Annotated in this window: 17 protein-coding genes and 1 pseudogene; 8 read left to right on the forward strand and 10 right to left on the reverse strand. The window is 65.1% G+C overall.

What is annotated here, in order from left to right; translation table 11 throughout:
• The 3 genes and pseudogenes from AC1DR1_RS16325 to AC1DR1_RS16335 form a co-directional block, all read left to right on the forward strand.
• Positions 1–273: integrase core domain-containing protein (locus AC1DR1_RS16325; protein ID WP_476992897.1), on the forward strand; the 273-nt coding region annotated here is incomplete at its 5' end.
• Positions 231–866, forward strand: a pseudogene (locus tag AC1DR1_RS16330) (FMN-binding negative transcriptional regulator); the annotation flags it as partial. The gene AC1DR1_RS16325 and the pseudogene AC1DR1_RS16330, both read left to right, overlap by 43 nt.
• 493 nt (positions 867–1359) lie before the next feature.
• Positions 1360–1644, forward strand: coding sequence for a hypothetical protein (locus AC1DR1_RS16335; protein ID WP_229995291.1), 285 nt, complete (start codon positions 1360–1362; stop codon positions 1642–1644).
• 26 nt (positions 1645–1670) lie between these two features.
• On the opposite strand, the gene AC1DR1_RS16340 is transcribed toward AC1DR1_RS16335, so the two are convergent.
• Positions 1671–2837 carry an alanine racemase gene (locus AC1DR1_RS16340; protein ID WP_364742879.1) on the reverse strand — a complete coding sequence of 389 codons (1167 nt, stop codon included), beginning with the start codon at positions 2835–2837 and terminating at the stop codon, positions 1671–1673.
• Between the two features lie 69 nt (positions 2838–2906).
• Positions 2907–3773 (reverse strand): MIP/aquaporin family protein, encoded by an 867-nt coding sequence (locus AC1DR1_RS16345; RefSeq protein WP_229995293.1) that lies wholly within the window; start codon positions 3771–3773, stop codon positions 2907–2909.
• A gap of 265 nt (positions 3774–4038) precedes the next feature.
• On the opposite strand from AC1DR1_RS16345, the gene AC1DR1_RS16350 reads away from it, so the two are divergent.
• Both AC1DR1_RS16350 and AC1DR1_RS16355 read left to right on the forward strand, forming a co-directional pair.
• Complete coding sequence (locus tag AC1DR1_RS16350; RefSeq protein ID WP_229995294.1) at positions 4039–4824, forward strand: potassium channel family protein; 786 nt, start codon at positions 4039–4041, stop codon at positions 4822–4824.
• 66 nt (positions 4825–4890) lie between these two features.
• Positions 4891–6594: an alkaline phosphatase D family protein gene (locus tag AC1DR1_RS16355; RefSeq protein ID WP_364742875.1), complete on the forward strand. Its 1704-nt coding sequence runs from the start codon at positions 4891–4893 to the stop codon at positions 6592–6594.
• A gap of 77 nt (positions 6595–6671) precedes the next feature.
• On the opposite strand, the gene lepB is transcribed toward AC1DR1_RS16355, so the two are convergent.
• From lepB to AC1DR1_RS16380, 5 genes are all read right to left on the reverse strand, one after another.
• On the reverse strand, positions 6672–7172 hold the full coding sequence (gene lepB, locus AC1DR1_RS16360) for a signal peptidase I (protein WP_229995308.1): 501 nt from the start codon (positions 7170–7172) through the stop codon (positions 6672–6674).
• Positions 7173–7177: 5 nt separating this feature from the next.
• Positions 7178–8665: a multicopper oxidase family protein gene (locus AC1DR1_RS16365; RefSeq protein ID WP_364742872.1), complete on the reverse strand. Its 1488-nt coding sequence runs from the start codon at positions 8663–8665 to the stop codon at positions 7178–7180.
• Positions 8666–8895: 230 nt separating this feature from the next.
• Entirely contained in the window at positions 8896–10248 is a 1353-nt protein-coding gene (locus tag AC1DR1_RS16370; protein ID WP_476992898.1) for a sensor histidine kinase, read from the reverse strand.
• Positions 10232–11785 (reverse strand): response regulator, encoded by a 1554-nt coding sequence (locus AC1DR1_RS16375; protein WP_476992899.1) that lies wholly within the window; start codon positions 11783–11785, stop codon positions 10232–10234. Before AC1DR1_RS16375 ends, AC1DR1_RS16370 begins: the two co-directional genes overlap by 17 nt.
• Positions 11786–11902: 117 nt before the next feature.
• Positions 11903–12415, reverse strand: a complete 513-nt coding sequence (locus tag AC1DR1_RS16380) for a hypothetical protein (protein WP_364742863.1) — start codon at positions 12413–12415, stop codon at positions 11903–11905.
• A gap of 202 nt (positions 12416–12617) precedes the next feature.
• On the opposite strand from AC1DR1_RS16380, the gene AC1DR1_RS16385 reads away from it, so the two are divergent.
• Positions 12618–13553 (forward strand): hypothetical protein, encoded by a 936-nt coding sequence (locus AC1DR1_RS16385; RefSeq protein ID WP_476992900.1) that lies wholly within the window; start codon positions 12618–12620, stop codon positions 13551–13553.
• Here AC1DR1_RS16385 and AC1DR1_RS16390 read toward each other — a convergent pair.
• Positions 13542–13730 carry a hypothetical protein gene (locus AC1DR1_RS16390; protein ID WP_476992901.1) on the reverse strand — a complete coding sequence of 63 codons (189 nt, stop codon included), beginning with the start codon at positions 13728–13730 and terminating at the stop codon, positions 13542–13544. The genes AC1DR1_RS16385 and AC1DR1_RS16390 overlap by 12 nt on opposite strands.
• Here AC1DR1_RS16390 and AC1DR1_RS16395 point away from each other — a divergent pair.
• Entirely contained in the window at positions 13708–14760 is a 1053-nt protein-coding gene (locus AC1DR1_RS16395; RefSeq protein WP_476992902.1) for a PKD domain-containing protein, read from the forward strand. The two genes, AC1DR1_RS16390 and AC1DR1_RS16395, sit on opposite strands and share 23 nt — an antisense overlap.
• Before the next feature lie 91 nt (positions 14761–14851).
• On the forward strand, positions 14852–15103 hold the full coding sequence (locus AC1DR1_RS16400) for a hypothetical protein (RefSeq protein ID WP_476992903.1): 252 nt from the start codon (positions 14852–14854) through the stop codon (positions 15101–15103).
• Between the two features lie 38 nt (positions 15104–15141).
• On the opposite strand, the gene AC1DR1_RS16405 is transcribed toward AC1DR1_RS16400, so the two are convergent.
• Together AC1DR1_RS16405 and AC1DR1_RS16410 are read right to left on the reverse strand one after the other, a co-directional pair.
• On the reverse strand, positions 15142–15444 hold the full coding sequence (locus AC1DR1_RS16405) for a hypothetical protein (RefSeq protein ID WP_229995296.1): 303 nt from the start codon (positions 15442–15444) through the stop codon (positions 15142–15144).
• 97 nt (positions 15445–15541) lie between these two features.
• Positions 15542–16816 carry an MFS transporter gene (locus AC1DR1_RS16410; protein WP_229995309.1) on the reverse strand — a complete coding sequence of 425 codons (1275 nt, stop codon included), beginning with the start codon at positions 16814–16816 and terminating at the stop codon, positions 15542–15544.
• Positions 16817–16921 lie beyond the last annotated feature (105 nt).

The raw sequence follows: 16921 nt of genomic DNA on the forward strand, positions 1-16921 counted from the left end.
TCCTTCCGGGCCCTCGTGGCGGGCCTGGGCATGCGTTCCTCGATGGGCCGCACCGGGGTGTGCTGGGACAACGCCGCCGCGGAGACGTTCTTCTCGGCGCTGAAGAACGAGCGCGTGTACCGCACTGTCTACGCCACCAAGGCCCAGGCCAGGCGGGATGTCATCCGCTACATCGAGGGCTTCTACAACAGCCGGCGCCGGCACTCCGCCCTGGATTACCGCTACCCCAACGAGATCCACTACAGTTACCAGCAGCCGCCCGCGGCAGCGTAGAGAAAACCACTAATCCGCTGTCCGAAATCTCCCAAGCGGCCCAGCCTTTTGTCTTCGACCCGACGTCCGGTGAACATGGTGCCTTGCACGGGCACCTTGCCCGCAACAATCCCCAGTGGTCCGAACCTGCCGCCGGCGAATCGCTCGCCATCATCCAGGGTGCCGACGCCTACATTTCGCCGTCGTGGTACGCGTCCAAGGCAGTGCACGGACGAGTGGTGCCGACTTGGAACTATTCCACCGCGCACGTGTACGGCAACCTCGTCATCCACGACGACCCGGCCTGGCTCGCCAGCCATGTGCGGCGGCTCAGCGATCACAATGAAGCCGGTTCCGAGCGGCCGTGGACTGTCGACGATGCCCCCGAGCGCTACATTGCCGGGCAGCTGCGCGCGATCGTCGGCGTCGAACTCCTCATCACCCGGATCGAGGCCAAGCACAAGCTCAGCCAGAACCGGCCCGACGCCGACGTTGACGGTGTCGTGGCCGGACTGCGGGCCCGCGGGCAACTTCAAAGCGCCGCCGACGTCGAGCACGCGCGTGCACGGGCAGGATGCCCGCACTCCGACGCTCCGGCCGGGCCCGCTTCCTGAGCCGGGCGCGGGCTGGCCGCCGCACGGAACACACTCTCATTGCCCTGGGTTCCGCTGTTTTCGCTACGTTTTCGGACCGGCGACACGCAATAGATCCGGCGCTACGGGGATTACCGCAGCGCCGGACCTATTCCGCGTCACGCGTCCGTTTCCATAGCGGACTCCGCTGACGACGGCGCCCAGGCCCTTCCGCCGTCGGCGTCCTCGTGAGCGAATCGGCCACGGCGCCGCGGCTGCCGCCGGAACCCTGCCGCATGCATTAGACGGGTTCGAAGCGGCCTTTCGCTTCTCCGCGCGTTTCCTGCCTGTAGGCCCAGAGCTGCGCGGGGACGCCAATTCCAGCCTTGTGCATCCAGGCTGACGGGTCCTTACTGGTGGGAGGAGACCAGGCCGCCGGCCACCAGGGCGCGATATCCCAAGGATCCAGCTCCCCGGTTCATCGGCTCGGGCGGCAGGGACTCCAACCGTCGGACCTGGATCTAGGAGGACAGTCATGTTCGCTCGTGTCAGCACGTATCAGCCCGGCCCGGACAGCTCCGGGGCCCCCACCGATGACACCGTCAACCGGGTGCTCCAGCTGCCGGGATGCCTGGGCATCTATTACTTGCTTGGGAAAGACAACAAGTCACTGTCCATCACGCTGTGGGAGGACGCGGACGCCCTTGCCGGCAGCGAGCAGGCTGCCGGCAAAATCCGCGCCGAGACCAGCGCGGAACAGCACATGCAGATCCTGGGCGTCGAGGAATTCGAAGTGCTGACCCGGCAGCTCAAGGCTTAAGGGCCTGAAGGAGTGACGGGCCAGAATCAGTCGGCGCCAGGGACTGTCGCCAGGGACGATCGGCGGAAGTCTGTGTGCCACACCTCAAGGTCGTGACCGTCACGGTCGGTGAGGACGTATTCGGGCCAGCGGTCGAACGCAGAGCAGGGATGGGATAGGCCGAAATCCACGGTATCGGTGACATCGAGTCCGGTGACTCCGGTAAGGACTGCGTGATGGTCGTAGAGATTTCGCACCCCTGCGGCTGCGCCTTTCTTTTCGATACCGTCGGCCGTCCGGGCCGAGAGGAAGGTTGGCAGTCCGGCGTCGTAGGGAAGATCCCGTTTGCCGGCACCGACAACAGCCATCCCCTCTTCGGGGGTGGACAGGACGACGGCGCGAACGGAAATCGCCGGGATGAGCCCCGGAACGGGGCTGACCGCGGCATAGGTGCCGTGATCGTGGGTGACGTAGCAACCTGAGCGCAGAATAATCCGTGTTCCGGGCACCTGGCCGCCGGCGGGAAGGAACTCAACGACGCGGTCCGGGAACGCGGACCCACCCATTGAATAGATGGGAGTGGCGGCCTCAAAGAACTTCGCCGCTTCCAGATACACGTCCCGCACCAGTCGGCAGTGTCGGTCAACGGCTGTGACCTTATCCTCCGCCCTGCTGTTGGGCACGACTCCTTCGTAACCGGCAACACCCACCAGCCTCAGCCCCGGCGTGGCCCGGACCAGCTCAGCCAGTACCAGACCCTCGTCCAGGCTGCGCACTCCCGTGCGCCCGCCGGGTGTGCCGACATCGATCAGCACCTCAAGGTCGACCGCGCCGCCGTCGAAGACTTCCGCCGCCGCCTCGACCCCGGCTGCCGAATCGACAAAACACCGGATTTCCCGGCCGGCGTCTTCCTCCAGCCACGTGCGGACACGCACCATTCCGAACCTGTCGACGATCTCATTGGCGACGAGAATGTGGTCATGTCCCCAAGCCAGGGCTGAGGCGACTTGATCCACGGTGGCGACGGTAACGCCGACCGCGCCAGCGGCCAGCTGCCGCTCGATGATCGGCGCCGACATCGTGGTCTTTACATGCGGGGCAAGTTCCACGCCCCGTTCCCGGCACCACTGCGCCATGACCCGGATATTGTTCTCGAGGGCATGGCTGTCGAGCCGCAGTTGCGGATACGCCGTCGCCAAATACTGTTCTTTCACTCTGACAATCTACTCGGCTGCGAATTGCGTTGTCGCCAACCTAGGCCTTGCCGGAGGTCCTAGCAGGCGCTACGGCTTCTCTTCCTCGGCGGCTGCGGTGAATAGAGCGCCCTGCGCAGCTCCTGAGCCTGAGCGCCCGCCGCCCGGGCCGCGCAGGATGAAGGCGATTCCGACGGCAGCCGCTGCGCCGACCAGTGGCCCGGCGACATACACCCAATAGTCGTTGAAGTTGCCACTCGCGAGATCAGGCCCGAACGTTCGCGCCGGATTCATCGACGTGCCGGAGATGGGACTGCCCCACAGGCCGGCCAACGCAATGTACCCGCCGACGCCAAACGCCCCGAGAATCCCGATATTCTGTGCTCCGGAGGCAGTCCCCAGGATGACGCTGACCAGCACCATCGTGAGCAGCGCCTCCATCCAAAACGCGGCGGTCGCCGGATAGCCTTGCGCCGGGTAGTTCGAACCGTAGGTCGCGGATACTCCGATCACGGCCTGCAGGAGCAGACAGGCCAGCGTCGCGCCGATGAGCTGAACGACGATGTAGCCAGGGACCCGGCGCCACGGGAAGTCGCCGCGGAGCGCGAACGCGATGCTGACAGCGGGGTTCAGATGCGCACCCGAGACCTTGCCCATGAACAGGATGATCGCCATCACCATCAGGCCGGGGGCCACCACGGCAGCGGTGCGGCTGATGACTCCGGGGAAGGCCTGGCTCATCATTCCGCCGCCGGCCGCGACAATCACGAGCAGGAATGTGCCGTACAGCTCCGAAAACAGGCGCCGCCATTCCTGGCGCGGATCATTGAAGTCCTCAATTCGCTGCAGGGCGTTCTGCTCCGCTGTGCCCAGCCTGCTGGGGATGAAGTGGCGATGCGCCTGGTCCTGGTGAGTATTGCCGCGTCCGGTCGCGCGCTTGCCCTGATCTTCCGCCATGGCTCTCAGCCTCCGCAGGTTCTGCCAAATTGGCCTGCCGTGGTCTGCCGTCCCAGCGCGGTCCGCCACCTCAGAACCCCAATGTACCGCTGCCCCACTCACTTGTCATCGCTGTTGTCCTTGCTGCGCGGGCTCTGGCTGGCGGCAGGCCTTGTTCCGTCGGCCGCCCGGGGCACCCTTGAAGAGGGTGAGTGGGCCGCAGAGGGCACAGGACTGGCGGCAATTACCTGAGGACATCCGGGGAACAAAGTCCTACGATTCAGCCATGACGCAACAGACATGGCAAAAGCATTCCGAATGGCCCCTGGTCGGCGCGGCCTTTGCTTTCCTGGCGGCCTACTCCATCCTGGTCATAGTGGACCCGCCCTCCCCCTACGCCGAAGTTCTGATGCTTGTCATCTGGTCGACGTGGGCCGCTTTTGGCGTCGACTATCTCATCAAATTGCTCCTGGCGCCCCAGCGGGGCCGGTGGTTCGTCCGCCATCCCATGGACCTGCTCATGGTGGTACTTCCGGTTGCGAGGCCGCTGCGGCTCCTGCGCCCATTCACGCTGCGCCAGGTCATGGAACGGGCCCCGGGCACTGCCATCAGAACGCGCGTCATGGCCTATGTCATTGCGTCCGCCCTCCTGCTCGTCTATACGGTGGCGCTGAGCGTTCTCAGTTTCGAAAAGGACGCCCCGAACGCAAATATCACCACGATGGGTGAATCCTTGTGGTGGGCCATTGTCACCATCACGACGGTCGGCTACGGGGACTATTTCCCCGTCACCGTTCTTGGCAGGTGGGCGGCGGCGGCTCTGATGGTCGGCGGGTTTGCAGTCCTGAGCATGGTCACTGCGTCAGTGTCGTCCTGGCTGATAGAGAGTGTGACCGCCGCAACCGCTGCGCGAAAGAAGGCRGCCGAACCCTCCAGGAGCGAGGAGTTTGCCCTCCTCACGGCCCAGATCAACAGGCTTCACGACCAACTGGCCCTGAGCCTTAACGAGACAGACAGAAACGAATCCGACAGTGGCCCTGCCGAAGGACAAGGACGCAAGGAACCACGTTAGGGGCAATCCAGCCGTCTAATCCCTGACGCCATGGCCGCATCCGGCCGGAGCGGGTACAACTGATTCATGACAACCTCCCCGTTGGTGCTCGGCCCTATGGTGCGGTACGTGGATGAGACGTCGGCGAGTGTCTGGGTGGAGACCCATTCTGCTGCCCGGGTTTCCATCCGTGCCGGCGGCAGGGACTGGGCCGCGCGTACGTTCGCAGTTCACGGTCACCACTACGCCCTGGTGGAATTAGACGGTCTGGAACCCGGTACGGTCACGCCTTACGCCCTCGATGTCAACGGAACACAGGTCTGGCCCGATCCCTCGTCCGGGTTCCCGCCGTCCATGATCGCCACGCTGACCACCGGCAAGCCGCTGCGGTTGGCCTACGGCTCCTGCAGGACCAGCGTGCCGCACGATGCCTCCGGCAACCGGACCCACGGCGTGGACTCACTGCGCGCCTACGCACTGAGGATGGCCTCCGGGGGTGACCTGCCGTGGCCGGATCTGGTGGCCTTCCTCGGAGACCAGGTGTACGCCGATTTGACCAGCGAGCAGATGCAGGAGTTCATCCGCGCCCGACGGGACATTAAGGCACCCCCCGGCGAAGAGCTCAAGGACTACGAGGAGTACGCCCACCTTTACTTTCTAGCCTGGTCCGACCCCGCGAACAGGTGGCTGCTGTCCACCCTGCCCAGCGCCATGATCTTCGATGACCACGACATCCGCGACGACTGGAATACCTCGCTGAGCTGGAAGAAGAAAATGGAAGCGACCTCATGGTGGCATGAGCGCATAGTCGCGGGGCTGGCCTCGTACTGGGTTTATCAGCATCTGGGGAACCTGTCGCCGCAGGAACGGGCGGACGATGCTGTCTGGCAGAGGATTGTCCGGCACGCAAGCGAGGATGAGATCGACGTTGGCGCAGAGCTTGACAGCTTCGCGGAGCGGGCTGATCGGGACCCGAAATCCTACCGGTGGAGTTACTGCCGCGATTTCGGGGACACCCGGCTGATCGTGGTTGACTCCCGCGCAGCCCGGGACCTGACGCCGGACGACCGGGCGCTGGTTGACTCGCCGGAAATGGCCTGGGTCGATGCCCGGATGCGTGGCGGTTTCCGCCACGTGCTCGTGGCGACGTCCCTGCCTTTCCTGTTGCCGATGGGCCTGCACTACGTCGAGTCGTGGAATGAGGCCGTCTCTGAAGGTGCGTGGGGAAAACGTGCTGCCCGGGCCGGCGAGAAGGTGCGCCAGGTGCTGGACCTTGAACACTGGGGCGCATTCCAAAACAGCTTCCGGGAAATGGCGGCCATGGCGAGCGAGGTGGCCGATGGCAAACGCGGCCCGGCACCGGAAACCATCACGTTCCTTTCCGGGGACGTCCACTACTCCTACGTTGCGGAAGTGGACCGTGCCTCGGGCAGCCGGATCCTGCAGGCGGTCTGCTCCCCCATCCGCAACCCGCTGCCCCGACTGATGAGGTCCTTCGCGGCCATCATGTCCTACGGTCTGGCCACGCCGGTGGGCGCCTTGGTTGCGCGCTCGGCAAAGGTACCGGACCCGCCGTTTCACTGGTCCGGCGTCAGGGGTCCGTGGTTCCAAAACAACCTGGCCCACTTGGAGGTGGTACCGGAAGGGCTGAAACTATGGTGGGAGACCGGCGTCGTGGACGGCGGCGATCACCAGCATCCCGGGCTGGAGCGTGTTGCTACCCTCACGGTGTCTGCGCGGAGCGCCCAGGACCCCGTTCAGGGGCAGCAGGGACAGCAGCGAAACGCATGACTGCAGCGGAAGCGGATCACGCGCGGCAGCGGGCGTCACCGCCGCAGTCCGGGACGCGTCGACTTTTGGCCGGCCAGCTACTTTTGCCCGGTCAGCAAGGTGCCTTGGATCGCCGCTATCGGCACTGCTCCGAAGTCCCTGGAATCTATTGACACGCCGCGGTTGTCCCCCAGGACGAAGACACTTCCGGCAGGTACCGTCTCGGGCCCGAAGTATGTGCCGTCTATTCGGCTGTGATCGATGAATGGCTCGACGACGGGAACTTCATCGACGAACAGTTCCGAATCCCGGATGGCTACCCTTTGCCCCTCTCCCGCAATCACGCGCTTGATCACCGTCCGGCCATCGACGGGGCTGGCAAAGGCGACGACGACGCCATTGCGGATCAGGCCCGCAGCTGCCGCCGGCTTGTACACGAACACGACGGCGCCCGGGGGAATCGTGGGGGCCATGCTGTCCGAGGAGACTGCCACGGGTTCCACCAGCCAGGTGCGGACAGCAAGGACAGCCAGGACGGGGATCAAAGCAGCTACCAGGAGCCTGCGCCGCGAGCGGCTGCCAAGGCCGGCCTGTTCCACCGCGTTCAATCCCGCTCATCGTCCCAGGCAGCCTTCGCCGCCGTCATGGGATCGTCCGCGTCCCAGTCGCTTTCCGTCAGGCCCACCCGGAACTGGACCATCATGTCGTGGTCCTCATGCGGCAGGTTGTGGCAGTGCATCATATAAAGGCCCCGGTGCGGCGTGAACTTCATCAGGAGCCGGACAGTCTCGTCCTCCCCCACGTACACCACGTCCTTTGGGCCGCGCTCGTGGGCCAGGGGCGGCGCCCCGTTGCGGCTGAGGATCTGGAAGTCCACGAGGTGGATGTGGAGGGGATGGAACCAGCCGCCGGACCTATTCTCGATCTCCCAGATTTCCACGGAGTTGAGGTCGGGATCGGCGATGACCTTCTTGTAGCCGCTGGCGATGACGTCCTGCCAGCTGTCGTCATTGATGGTCCACATGTTGGTGGAGTCGTTCCGTTTGACCCGGAACTTGCGTGTCTTCACGGATTGCCCTGGCTGTAGCGACATGGCCTCGCTGGTGGCGAGGGTGGTCGGGATCCGGTTCCACGTGGGGTCCGAGGTGTCCACCGGCTCGTCCGTGACGTCGAAGGCCATGATCTTGTTGGTGAAGTCGTAGTCCACGTTGTTCTTATTGGACAGGTTGCGGAGTTCAATCCGTTGCCCCGCCTTGTATTTCCGGAAGTCGACGAGGATCTCGTACCGTTCCGCTCCACCATGGCGCCAGTTGCCCACGGTCTTGGCCACAGGGACCAGGCCGCCGTCGGTAGCCACCACCACGACCGGATCACCGGTGCTGAGCGTGGGCCGCAAGGAGCGCGAGATGGAAGCGTTGAGGATCCGGAATCGGTAGACACGTTTCTGCACCTTCATGACCGGCCAGGGCCTGCCGTTGACGAGGATCACGTCCCCCCACAGCCCAGAGTGGCTGTTGTCGTCATAGCCCAGGGAACCGTCCGCGGCGAACATGGCATCGCTGACCGTCAGCGCGATGTCGAAGTTGCCCTGCGGGAGGAGCTGCCGTTCCACGGGATCGTGTAAGTGGTACTGCGCGGCGAGCCCCGAATAGGCATTCAGGGCCGTGAAGTGGACGCCGTGGTCGTGGTACCAGAGGGTGCGTGCCGGCTGGAAGTTGGGGTAGTGGTAGTCCTTGTAGAATCCCGGGTGCGTGATGTCGCTGGCGTAACCGTCGAATTGCGGCTTCGAAGCAGAACCATGCAAATGGGTGGACGTGGACAGGGCGTGTCCGTCCAGCGCATGCTCGGCCGGCAGCTGGTTCCGAATCCTCAGTACGGCTTTGGTGCCCTGATCCAGGCTGATCGTCGGTCCAGGGAACGAGCCGTTGTAACCCAGGATGGGAGTGCTCAGCCGGGGCAGAATGTTGGCCTTAGCGGCTTTCTGGGTCAGTTTGTAATAGTTGACGGGCAGGCCGTCCGCGGAGTCTGTACCCGAGGCGTAGGGCTGAAGTACCGGTGCCTGGACAAATGCCGTCTGGAATGGTTTCGGCATGTCGCTGGAACTTATGCGGCTGGCCGACTTGGCTTCGACCGAACCGGTTGGCAACATGGCGCCACCGGCTCCGAGAATACCCAGGCCCCCGATCAACAAAACCTGACGACGTGAAATGGACATGGCCGGTCTCCTTCGTGTTCGTCTACCAGACTTTGCAGGAACCTGCTTGGAGATAGCCTGAGACCGATTCCGCGACCTTGGGAGAAGCCTGTGAACGTGCGTGCGAGTCAGCGGGCCGCCGCAAGACGCGGTTGCAGCCGCGCTGTCACGGTGGTTCCTGCGCCTGGGACGCTGAGAATTTCCAATGCTCCGCCCGCTTCACGGATGGTGTCCTGGAGTATCCGCAGGCCAAGATGGCCCTCGGCGGACCCATGTGAGGTGTCGAAGCCCTTGCCGTTGTCCGAAATGCTTATTTCGGCGCCGTGTTGGTCTGTCCGCAGCGAGAGCACCACAGTGGTTGCACCGGAGTGTTTTGCGCTGTTGGAGAGTGCTTCCCGGGCCACGCGGTATAACAGCGCGGACGAACCACGGCCAAGCGGGACGTCGTCCGGGATCAGCAGATGCACCGTGAGGCCGCGTTCCTGATGCGGCTCCACGAGCCGTTCCAGAGATGTCCGCAGCCCCAGTTGTTCAAGATCGGGCGGATACAGCTCCTGCGTCATGGCCCGCAGGGCGCGGACGCTCTGTTGCAGTATTGTCCGGGCTCCGCCAAGGACCGGCCGCTGCTCGAGTGGGCCGTGGAGCTCTTCTGATTCAAGGGCATAGCCCAGCCCGGAGAGGTCCTGGATCACTTCATCGTGCAGGTCCCGGGCGATCCTGCGCCGCTCGAGGTCGGAGGCCTCAACAGCGCGCTTAAGCAACCGGTTCCGGGATACCTGATGGTCCTGGATGCCGCGGGCCAGCCGGATGGCGGGGGGCAGTTGGGCRAGCTGCAGTGCCGCCAGGGCGAGCAGCAGGGGCGGGATCATGCTGTACAGGACTGCTTGTTGCTCGTCACGCACCGGGTCGTCGTCGTAGTAGGCCTCAAAGATCAGTGGTGTACCGTCGGTGGCCGAGGAACTGACGTAGACCTCCACGAGTTCTCCCGAGGCCAGCTCGTACTCATTCTCCAGTTCCTGCTGGCTTTCCAGGGAAGCCGTCCCCGGCCCCCCGGCCAAGAGGTCCCGGCCCCAGTCGGGCAAGTCGAAGCGTTGTCCCACGAGCGAACGAATGTCCGAATACACGACTCGGCCACTGCTGTCCCACACCTTGATTCGCAGCACCGAGGCGTCGTTTCGCCATGGCTGCAAGGCCTTGTCCAGTGCGTCCAGCGCGGATCTGTCCCTGGCGAGCAGGTCCTGGTTCACGAGCGGTCTAATGGCAAGGTCCGCCACGCGTTGGGTGAGGAGAAGGGCATTGTCCAGGGCGTGCCGCTCCGCCTCGGCCCGGATCCAAAATGCAACCGGAGTCGCCACAATCAGCAACGCAAGAAAGCCCATCAGCAGGAATTTCGCCACGGCGGCCCGGACCAGGAAGCGTTCAGCTGTTCCCCGAAGGTGATCCGGCTTAGTGCCATCCTCAGGTTCAGAAGGCCTGGACATCGGACTTCACGCGCAGGATGCCCCGGACTTCAGCCTCAGCCATGGCTTCACTTTGGGTGTGCGAGCCCAGTTTGGAAAAGATGGTTTTGACGTGGCCGCGGCAGGCGCGGATCGAGATGCCCAGGCTGTTGGCGACCATCCGCACCTCATGCCCCTCGGACATCAAACGCAGAACGTCCAGCTCGCGGGGGCTGAGGGGTGGTCCAGGAGGGAACCCGGCGCTCACAGCGGGCGGGGCTCCGATCTGCGCCACCAACGAGGGATGCACCACCATGTTTCCTGCCCGGGCGTGCCGGAGAGTGTCGAGCATCGTGGCCAACGAGCCGTCCTTGGGCAGGAACCCGCATATTCCGATGCCCGCCGCCTGCCGCAGGACATCCTGGGACGGATCGCCTGTCAGCATGATGATGCGGGTATCCGGGCGGTGTTCCAGGATGTCGGCCGCGGCCGACAGCCCATCGCCGTCCGGCAAGTGATAGTCCATGACAACGACGTCGGGCTCCAGTTCGCGGCACATCTGTACGCCGCTGGCCACGGAAGCCGCGGAGCCAACGCTGCGAAGGTCCGGTTCCCGGTCCAGCGCGCCCGTCAGCAGTTCGGTGAAAGTCTTGTGGTCATCGATGGTCAGGATCCGCAGGGTGGCCTCGCCGGCTCCTGCTTCGCCGGCGGGGGTGCCCGCGGCGGATGCCTGGCCCGCGGGAGCTGCGGCAGCCGGTATTACGGCTCCGCCGGTCAGCCGCAGGAGGCGCGTGTGCGCGGCACGCAGGGTATCGCCCGGGGTGCACCCCATTTCCTGGTGCAGTGTGCGCCTGCATTGTTCAAAGGCCTTCAGCGCTTCGAGCGGCTGCCCTGATTCCTCCAGCCCCAGGACCAGGGAGGACCAGGCGCTCTCGCTGAGAAGATCACTTTCCAGGGTCTCCCTTGCCCAGTGGACCGCGCGCTCGGGCTGATGCAGCGACAGCGCCAATTCGGCGGCCTGCGCCCGGGCCCTGCAGACCCGGTGCTCATGGTTGTCCCGTTCTTCCTCGGCCCAGGGTGCCGTCAGCTCATCCCCCAGCAACGGCGCGGATGCCATGCCCAGTGCTTCCTGCAGGAGCTCCAGGGCATCGCCGGGCTCGCACCTCGAGGCCCGGCGAAGTAAGTCATTAAAGCGGCCGACGTCCAGGTCTACGAGGGCGGGATCCATGACATAGCCGCCCGTGACGGTCCGCAGCGGACCGGACTTGCCCTGGCCGGGCTGCACACGTCGCCGAAGGACGCTGACGTGGCTTTCCAGCGTCGGCAGCGCCTCTGCCGGTGGCCGCCCGGACCACAGCACGTCGATGAGGCGGTCCTTTGATATGGGCGTGCCGAGATTGAGCAAGAGTATTTCAAGGACTTGCCGGGGCTTGGGGCCGCCAAGCTCGCCGGCATCGATGACTTCGGCGCCGCGCCGGATTCGCAGTGGACCGAGAAGTCGGACTTCGAGGACGCACTGTGGCAACACGTCCCCCGTGGTTGATGGACCGGCACTCTCTTGGGTCGGGGTGGGGAGCATGGCAGACCTGCATTTCGGACGGAATTAATGTTCCCCAGTTTTTTCCATCGAGYCAACCTCGGCACGAGTATCCGCTACTCATCTTTCCGGGCATTACGGCCAATCTGCGACAGGTAGTCAGCCGCGTCCCCGGTGGTGCGCCGCCCCCAAAGACAGCCCCGGCCCGCCCGGCAGCTCCAGCATCAGATCGATGGCCCGGTCCGGAAGCTCGAACACAAGCGTGGCGGTGAGGCTTTGCCCTTGGGGGACGTTCGCGGGGCCGGGAGAAAACCAGATCGCTTTCCTCGTCCCGGTTCCGAGGCCTGACACGGAGTAGTCAGCGGGATCATAGGAGAGGCCGCCTGCTTCCAGCGCCGTCAGCTCCACGAGCAGGCAAACCCGGTGAAGCCCCTCGGAGGGTGGATCGGCGAGCGCGGCGGAGGCGGCCGTAGGCAGCCCTCCGCCGCTCTCGACCGGCACGACGCCGTTGATCCGCGCCAGTCCCCCAGTGATGCCTGCTGAGGCGCCCAACGGGGAGGGCGGTTTTCGCGGAGCAGCGGTGACGACGCTGGCAACAAGGGCCCCTACAAGGACGAGCAGGACTACCGGAACGAAGATTTTCGCGCGCTGAAGCGTGGCTACCTTTGACATGTGGACTAGCTTCCCCGGAGTGCCCTAGGGAAACCCTTGGAACCCGCGGCGTCCGGGCACCGGCCCGCGGCAGCAGGTTCGCCTCATCACAGGATTGTTACAAGTCCMGATCCATACCGTGACGCTCACAAGTGCGCCGGCCGGCGCACCCTGTTCCTCCCGCCAGGGCGGAGGGGCGAAAAAGCACAGGATGGATGTCGTGATGAAACGAATACTTGCGTTCCTTATGGCGATTTTCGCGGTCGTCTCTTTGGCTGGCCTGGCCTCGGCCGCCGTCGGCCCTCCCGGAGTCAACGGGCCCGGACTCGCGGAGGCCGGCCCCGTGGATGCGACGGACGGCTACCCGGTCTGGTATCGCGACCATACCGGTCTCAGACTGGAGAAGTGCATCGCGCAGGCCGATCCGCTGTGCCCGGCCCGCGGTGCGCTGCCCGATGAAACCGCGCCGGTGTCCTTCCCGGACAACTACCCGGATGAGGGTTTCTACTCGCTGACCACCGGCACGATGGACACAGCAGGCGGTGGAAAAGCGCTCGCCGTGATTGCGCTCGAGCAGGCATTCGGCAGTGGGCCGGTTGCCGACGGCGACCAGGTCACCTTTGCCCGGCTTCGGCTGAAAATCACGAATGTCAGGGACGGGGTTGACTACAAGTTCACCACGCCGGCGGGGACCAAGACCGTCCGGACGTCGAAGCCGGGCATCGTCTTCGACACTGAGGACATCGGCATCGGCGGAAAGGGAGACTTCTCGGGCGCCCTGGGTGGAAGGATCGGACCGTTCCTGACCTGGGATACCTACCCGACCGATCCCGCCCTCAAGCCCGATGCCAACGGCAAGGCCACGTACGTCGGCGATGGCACCACCCCCCCACAAGATCACGGGCAGCCCGTACGGGTCCAATATCTTCCGCATCGAGGGTCCTGGCATCAATCCGGGAACCACGGATGCATGCCCTTCGGTTCCGGGACCGGTGGCGGACTGCGTAGAAACCGACCTTTTCACGGTGCAGGGAAAGCTCGCGACCAACAGCGGTGTGGCCCCGGAGCGGGCGACGTATTCCCGGTCATCGCTCAACTCAGGGACGGTGGATGTCTTCGCATCCAGCGAATCCGGACCCCAATCAATTCAGCTCTCTGACTCGTCCGCTTCCGGCGCGGTCTTCAGCCCGACGGCGCTGGAGGGATCCGGCGGCAAGTACTTCGCCAGGATCGCTTTTGACGGACCCCAGCCACCGGCCACGGTCACTGTCACGAACTTGAGCGACGTTCCGGCGTCGGCGAAGAAGATCGACGTGGTTGACAGGGTCAGCGGCAAGGCCACCTTCAACACCGACAGCGCTGTTCTGTCGATCGAAGCCGTGTCCAGCGATACAGCGGGCGGGCGGACCTTGACCGCCCTCGGGTTCGGCGAGCTCGCATCGGGTTCCCTGGCCTCGGGCCCCCTCGCGGCTCCCCCAGTTTCTGTGACCGTTCGGTCCGACGGCAAGGGCGAAGTGGTGTTGCCCGTCGAGGTGACGGGCAGCGCCCGCACTCCGATTCCAGTGGCGGCCCAGGCCGGCGCCGACCAAACGGTCCACGAAGGTCAGAAGGTCGACCTGGACGGGTCCGCCTCCAGCGGTCCGGTGTCCACATACTCGTGGACCAGCCCGACCGGAATTGTCCTGAGCGATCCCAACGCGGCCCGGCCCAGCTTCACGGCACCCGCGCCGGGAGACTACGTCTTTTCCCTCACGGTCAACGGGCCGGGCGGGCCCAGCACGGCAACTGTCACCGTGACGGTCACGGCCTCCGTCCCGGCGGCGGCGAACGCCGGACCAAACCAACAAGGCGTGCAACGCGGAACCAAGGTCACCTTGGACGGCAGCGGTTCTACCGGTGCGGCTACCTATTCCTGGACACAGGTTGTGGGCCCGGGCGATCCCAGGGCCACCCTCGCCGGTGACACTTCCGCCCGTCCCTCGTTTACGTTCCCGCTCTACAAGTTCCCTGCGAGTTCAGGCGCGCTGACCTTCAAGCTGACGGTAGGAAGCCCTGACGGATCCTCAAGCGACGCCCAGGTGACGGTCACCCCGCGGGCGGACACGGTGGCGGTTACCTCCGCCCGCTACACGGCCAGCAAGCGCGAATGGCGGGTGGACGGCACAAGCTCCATCCCGGCCGGCCAGGCGGTAACGGTACACCTCGGCGGATTGGACGGAACCGTCCTGGGTACGGCCGTCGTGGACGCCACGGGATCGTTCGCCCTACGAGTTACTTCGACTGTTGTCGGCCGGGCCGGTCAGAGCGTGAGCGTTGAGTCCCCACTGGGCGGCACCGCAACCGGCTTTGCCGTCCGTGTCCAGTAACCATCCTGCCGCCGGACCCCGGGAGGCGGCCGCCAGGCCGGCCGCTTCCCGGGACCTCGGTGCCAGGCATGCTGACTCTGAAGGACACGGTGTGGCGCCACCGGCGTCGTCCTCCGGAACCGCGTCCGATGCGTACGCAGGCACGTCCCTGCGGCTGCAGGTGCTCGAAATCGTCGACAGCCTCCTCAACAGCGCCGGGCCGGAACTGGAGGAACACCGGGTCCTTCTGCGAAGTCACCTCAAAGAGCATCCCTGGGACCCGGAAACCGCCCTGTTGCGGTACCTCTGGGACCGCGAACAGCACCTTGCCACTCCACCCGGGCTGCCAGGCGCCCACAGGTAATGGCCTCGCCGGAGCAGACCATTCAACGAAGGACGCGCTTAGGGGGCGCCCACGTTCTCGATGGCGACCGTTTCGATGATTCTGGTCGATGGCTCACCAACCAGCGCCGGAGCTGTCACACCAGTTTTCCACGTGTCGTTCTGCAGCCGGCCCAGGAAGTCCACTGCAGCCGCCTGCGTATCGAAATCCATCTCGAGCATCACATAGTCTTGCTGGTCAATCGGGCGCGAGATCCGGTATGACCGCACGCCCGACGCGGCGCGGTCCAGCGGATCACTGTCAAAAGCCCGCCGCCACATGGCAAAATCCCGGACCTGGTGTTCGATCTGCAGGGTAATCACTGAGGCGCTCCTGTCGACGGTTCTACACGCCCAACTGTAGGCCCGGAAGGCCTCACCAAGTAAGGCGCCCAGCCGAAGTGTTATACCGGAAAGCGTCCTACGCTGGCTGGGATCCGGTGTTCGTCGAACTGGTCGGGGCGTTGGCCTGATCGGCCTGGTTGCGCTGCCGGCGGCTCGCCAGCAGGAAGGGCACTGCGATCAACTCGATCGCGCCGCCGATCGCCAGCGAGGCCGGGTAGCCGTACACATCTGCCGCACGACCGAGCAGCGGCTGCACCACCACGCCACCGCTTGAGCCCATGAGCGAATCGAAGCTGAGCACTGTTGCCCGCTGCTTTGAGGCGATCATGTCGTTCAAGTACGCCTGCCGCACCGGGATGCCCGCCGACGCTACCAGCGCCCAGAGCGCCAACAGCACCAGGGCCACCCAGAACACCTGGGTGAACCCGAGCACCGCCAGGATCACAGCACCCAGGATGCTGCTCAGGATCAGCACGGTGGTGCGTCTGCGGACGAGGCGCCGGACGCGGGGCGCCATCCAGCCGCCAACCACCTGCGCTCCGGCCACGATGGCCGCCGCCAGGCCTGCGACGGAATACGCGTGAGGATCCCCGAACAGATTGAGCAAGTATGGCTGCAGGGCGTAAAACACATAGATCCCGACGCCGGCGCTGAACGGCGCGGCCAGCATCACGTACCGTACGGGCGGATTCTTCAGGCCGTTCTCGATCGAGGCGGCGAGCACAGCTCGGGTTGCCTGAAGAGGATGGGTCGAGCGTTCGGGGGTGAATCCGACGTCGTGCATGAGCGCAAAGGCCACCGCGAACATGGCCAGCAGCACGCCCACGCGCAGCAGAAACGGCACGCCCAGATTGGTGGCCTGCGCGATCACGCCGCCGGCCACAGAGCCGGCGAGCATCGCGACGCCGGACACCATCTGGCCCCGCCCGAGCACGGCCTCCATCCCGCCTTCATACCCCGAGAAGCGCAACGCATCGACGAGCCAGGCCTCGACCGCTCCAGAGAAGAAGGTGAAGCCCAGGCCGAGCAGGACCGAGACCACCGCCCACCACCAGAACGGGGCGGAAAACTGCCACAGCAGGTAGTAGAAGTAGGTCGAGACGGCCAGGGTCACGGTTCCGAGCAGGAACGATACGCGGCGCCCCCAACCGTCGGCAACCACCCCGGTGGGCACCTCGAACAGCACCATGCCGGCCGTGAAGAAGGCGTTCGCGGCAAAGGCCTCGAGGTTGCTGAGTCCGGCATCCAGCAGGAAGAGGGTGTTGATCCCCCAGATGAACGAGGCCGCAAGGGTATTGCCCAGCGTCAACGTCAGATAGATGCGCTGAATCTTTCGGGCGGCGGCGTTCATCACATCGCCGTCCCCGCCGGGGCGAGGAGGGAGCACGAGCCCATTCTCGTCTCCCCTGCCGGCACGCGCCAGAGCAAATCAGGCTGGGGGCATAACGCGAACGAT

This window comes from Arthrobacter sp. P4_F10 (assembly GCF_056401435.1).

What these genes read in the sequence shown, in the direction of transcription:
- AC1DR1_RS16335 (WP_229995291.1), top strand. Translation starts at nt 1,360, where the DNA reads ATGTTCGCTCGTGTCAGCACGTATCAGCCCGGCCCGGACAGCTCCGGG.
- AC1DR1_RS16345 (WP_229995293.1), bottom strand. Translation starts at nt 3,773, where the DNA reads ATGGCGGAAGATCAGGGCAAGCGCGCGACCGGACGCGGCAATACTCAC.
- AC1DR1_RS16355 (WP_364742875.1), top strand. Translation starts at nt 4,891, where the DNA reads ATGACAACCTCCCCGTTGGTGCTCGGCCCTATGGTGCGGTACGTGGAT.
- AC1DR1_RS16365 (WP_364742872.1), bottom strand. Translation starts at nt 8,665, where the DNA reads ATGCCGAAACCATTCCAGACGGCATTTGTCCAGGCACCGGTACTTCAG.
- AC1DR1_RS16375 (WP_476992899.1), bottom strand. Translation starts at nt 11,785, where the DNA reads ATGCTCCCCACCCCGACCCAAGAGAGTGCCGGTCCATCAACCACGGGG.
- AC1DR1_RS16380 (WP_364742863.1), bottom strand. Translation starts at nt 12,415, where the DNA reads ATGTCAAAGGTAGCCACGCTTCAGCGCGCGAAAATCTTCGTTCCGGTA.
- AC1DR1_RS16385 (WP_476992900.1), top strand. Translation starts at nt 12,618, where the DNA reads ATGAAACGAATACTTGCGTTCCTTATGGCGATTTTCGCGGTCGTCTCT.
- AC1DR1_RS16410 (WP_229995309.1), bottom strand. Translation starts at nt 16,816, where the DNA reads ATGAACGCCGCCGCCCGAAAGATTCAGCGCATCTATCTGACGTTGACG.